This window comes from Streptomyces herbicida, from assembly GCF_032656585.1.
Classification (GTDB): domain Bacteria; phylum Actinomycetota; class Actinomycetes; order Streptomycetales; family Streptomycetaceae; genus Streptomyces; species Streptomyces herbicida.
Map to the genome: position 1 here is coordinate 1 of NZ_JAUYWJ010000067.1, position 3703 is coordinate 3703.

1 protein-coding gene is annotated in these 3703 nt (G+C 71.5%); it reads right to left on the bottom strand.

What is annotated here, in order from left to right; all coding sequences use genetic code 11:
• Positions 1–3703, bottom strand: a 3703-nt coding sequence (locus tag Q8A52_RS48640) for an amino acid adenylation domain-containing protein (RefSeq protein ID WP_316765119.1), incomplete at both ends; no start/stop codon positions are given.

Here is a 3703-nt window from a genome sequence, read left to right on the forward strand (position 1 = left end):
TGTAGTCGGCGTACTGGACGGGCAGGGGTGGCCAGTCGGGTGCCTGGCCCTGGGTGCGGGCGGTGTAGGCGTGGGTGAGGTCGGCGGCCAGAGGGCCGAGCGACCAGCCGTCACCCGCGATGTGATGTACGACCAGCAGCAACACGTAGTCCTGCGCCGACAGCTCGAACAGGTCGGCCCGCAGCGGGGGTTCGGTCGCCAGGTCGAACGGGTATCGCGCCGCCGATGTCAGGGCGTCCTGCAGGTCGGCCTCGGCCGTCGGGGTGATGGTGAGGCGCGGTACGGCGTCCTCGGGGGCCAGCACCTGCTGGCACGGTACGCCCTCCGCCTCCGGAAACACCGTGCGCAGGCTCTCGTGCCGGGCGACGACATCGGCCAGGGCAGCACGGAGCGCGTCGCGGTCGAGTTCGCCGGTCAGTCGCAGAGCCAGCGGGATGTTGTAGGTGGGGCTCGGGCCCTCCATCTTGTGCAGGAACCACAACCGGCGCTGGGCGAAGGACAACGGCATCACCTCGGGCCGCTGCCGCACCGTGAGCGCCAGGCGGCCGGGCCCGGCGGTGTCGAGGAGGGCCGCCACCGCCGCCGGGGTCGGGCCTTCGAACAGCGCGCGCAGCTCGAGTTCGACGCCGAACGAGGCCCGGATACGGGCGATCAGCCGGGTGGCCAGCAGGGAGTGCCCGCCGAGCTCGAAGAAGTCGTCGTCGACACCTGCCCGGGGCAGCCCGAGGACCTGCGCGAACAGGTCGCACACGATCTGCTCCTGCGGCGTACGCGCCTCCCGCCCGGCCGCGGCCGCCCCGAACTCCGGCGCCGGCAAGACGGCCCGGTCCAGCTTGCCGTTGGCCGTCAAGGGGAGACGGTCGAGCGGGACGACGGCCGAGGGCACCATGTAGTCGGGCAGATGGTCACGGGCGTGTTCGCGGAGTGCGGTGACGAGGGCACCGGTCCCGCGGCGCGCGGTGGGATTGGTCGTCCACCTGGCCAGGGGGGTGGAGACACCAGGGTCGACGGGTGCGTAGGTACCCAGGGGGACACCGTCGGCCAGCCGGCTCCGGTCGGCGAAGACGACGTCGATGGTGTCGGGGTCGTGAGTGTTCCAGGTGATGCCGGTCCAGTAGCCGTGCTCGTCGCCCAGCTCGTGGAAGACCTCCGTCCCGGCCGGGGCGCATGCGGTGCCGGTGGGCGGCGGGGCACCCTCGTCGAGGGCCTGCCGTATGGCGAGTTCATGGACGAGGCGGGGGTTGGGGACTCCGGTGACACGCAGGGCCGCGGGCCGCTCGATCTCCAACGCACGTGCGAGTCGGCCGAGGTTGGCGTCGGTATCGGGGTGAACGGTCCAGCTCAGGGTGGGGGTGTCGGTCAGGGGGTGGGGGGTGATGCCGGTCTTGTAGAGGGTGGCGTCGTAGCGGTAGCGGGTGAGTTCGTTCTCGGCGGTGCCGCGTTTGAGTTGGATGTCGGTGCCGGCGAGGTCGGGGATGTGGTGGGCGAGGGCGGTGAAGTACTGGGGGTCGACGAGGAGTTCTTTTTCCAGGACGAGGCTCTGTTCGACGGCGCGGCGGATGGCGGCGGTGTCGGTCGGGTCGTCGGCGCGCGTCGCCTGGACCGCAGTGGTGAATGTGCGCAGCAGTCGTGGGTTGCGGACATCGCCGATGAACAGGGCCCCGCCCGGGGCGAGGACGCGGACGGCGTGGTCGATGACCCGCTCCAGGTAACCGGCGTTGGGGAAGTACTGCACCACCGAGTTCAGAACGACGGTGTCGAACCGGCCCACGGGCAGGCCGCTGAAGTCATGGGCGGGCTGGGTGCGCAGCCGGACCCGGGAGCCGAGGACGGGATCCGCGTCGACATGGCGCCGGAGTTCCTCGATCACGGTCGGGGAAAAGTCTGTGCCCCAATACTCCTCGCACTCGGGCGCGAGCCCGGCGAGGAGGAGACCGGTGCCGACGCCGATCTCCAGTACGCGGCGCGGACGCAGGGACCTGATGCGGTTCACGGTGGTGTCGCGCCACTCCCGCATCTCCGGCAGCGGGATCGGCTCGCCGTCGTAACTGCTGGTCCAGCTCGCGAAGTTCTCGCCGAGCGCCGTCCGCGGTGCCGTGGTGTACACGGAGTCGTACAGGGTCTGCCACTCGCTCAGCTGGTCCTGCTCGACGGTCTCGTCCCGCCCGGGCGCCGAGGTGTCGGCCACGACGTAGGCGACCAGGCGGGTGTTTCCGGGCTGGTCCTCGCGGACGACGACGGCGGCCTGGGCGATGTCGGGGTGGTCGGTGAGGACGTGTTCGATCTCGCCGGGTTCGATGCGGAAGCCGCGAATCTTGACCTGGTGGTCGACCCGGCCGATGAACTCCAGCCGGCCGTCGGCGTTCCAGCGGACCAGGTCGCCGGTGCGGTACATCCGGCCGCCGGGTTCGGGGGCGTAGGGGTCGGCGACGAACCGCTCGGAGGTCAGTCCCGGTCGGCCCAGGTACCCGCGGGCGACGCCGGCGCCCGCGATGTACAACTCGCCGACCACACCGGGCGCCACCGACTGCAGGCCGCCGTCCAGCACATACACCCGGGTGTTGGCGATCGGGCGGCCGATCGGCGGGGCGCCCGTGCCGTCGGCCAGGTCCGCGGAGGTCGACCAGATGGTGGTCTCGGTCGGTCCGTACAGGTTGGTCAGATCCTCCGTAAGCGCGCGCATCGAATCGGCGAGCGCGGCGGGCAGCGCCTCACCGCCGACCAGCATGCGCAGTCCCCGCAGGGCCTCCGGCTCGTGCGAGACCAGCAGTTGCCACAGGGACGGCGTCCCCTGCACGACCGTGACGCCGTGCCGGGCGATCAGATCGAGCACGGCGGACGGCTGGGGCACGGCTTCCTTGGGCGCGAGGACGACCGCGGCGCCTGACAGGAGCGGGTGGTACAGCTCCAGCGCGGCGATGTCGAAGGCGACCGTGGTCACCGCGAGGAGACGCTCCTCGGGGCGCAGCGGGACCTTCTGCCGCATGGCCTCCAGGAAGTTGAGCAGCGCCGAGTGGGGCACGACCACGCCCTTGGGACGTCCGGTCGAGCCCGAGGTGTAGATCACGTACGCGGCGTCGGCGGCCCGCAGCGCCGCGGTACGGTCGCGGTCGGCCGGGTCGTTGTCCGGGCAGCCGGCCAGCAGCTCCTGTACGTCCGGGGAATCCAGCACCAGCCGCTCGGCCGCGCCGCGCGGAGTCCGCGAGTTCGTCGCCTGGGTCGTGAGGATCAGGGCGGGCCGGGCGTCCTCCAGCACGTACGCGATCCGCCCGGCCGGATGGTCCGGGTCCAGCGGCAGATACGCGGCACCGGTCTTGAGCACCGCCAGCAGGGCCACCACCAGATCGGCCGAGCGCGGCAGGGCGAGCGCGACCACCCGGTCGGGTCCGGCTCCCCGGCGCAGCAGGGCGTGCGCCAGCCGGTTGGCGTGGCTGTCGAGTTCCGCGTACGTCAAGGCCGTGTCGCCGGCGATCAGGGCTACGGCGTCCGGCGTGGCCCGCACCTGCTCGGCGAAGCGCACCGGCAGCAGGTCCGCACCCACCTCGGTCTCGGTGTCCAGCCAGGTGTCGAGCACCTGTTGGTGTTCTTCGGGGGTGAGGAGGTTGATGGTGTTGAGTGGTTGGTCGGGGTGGGTGGTGGCTGTTTCGAGTAGTTGGGTCCAGCGGTTGAGGAGGGTGTGGATGGTGGGTGGGTCGTAGAGGTC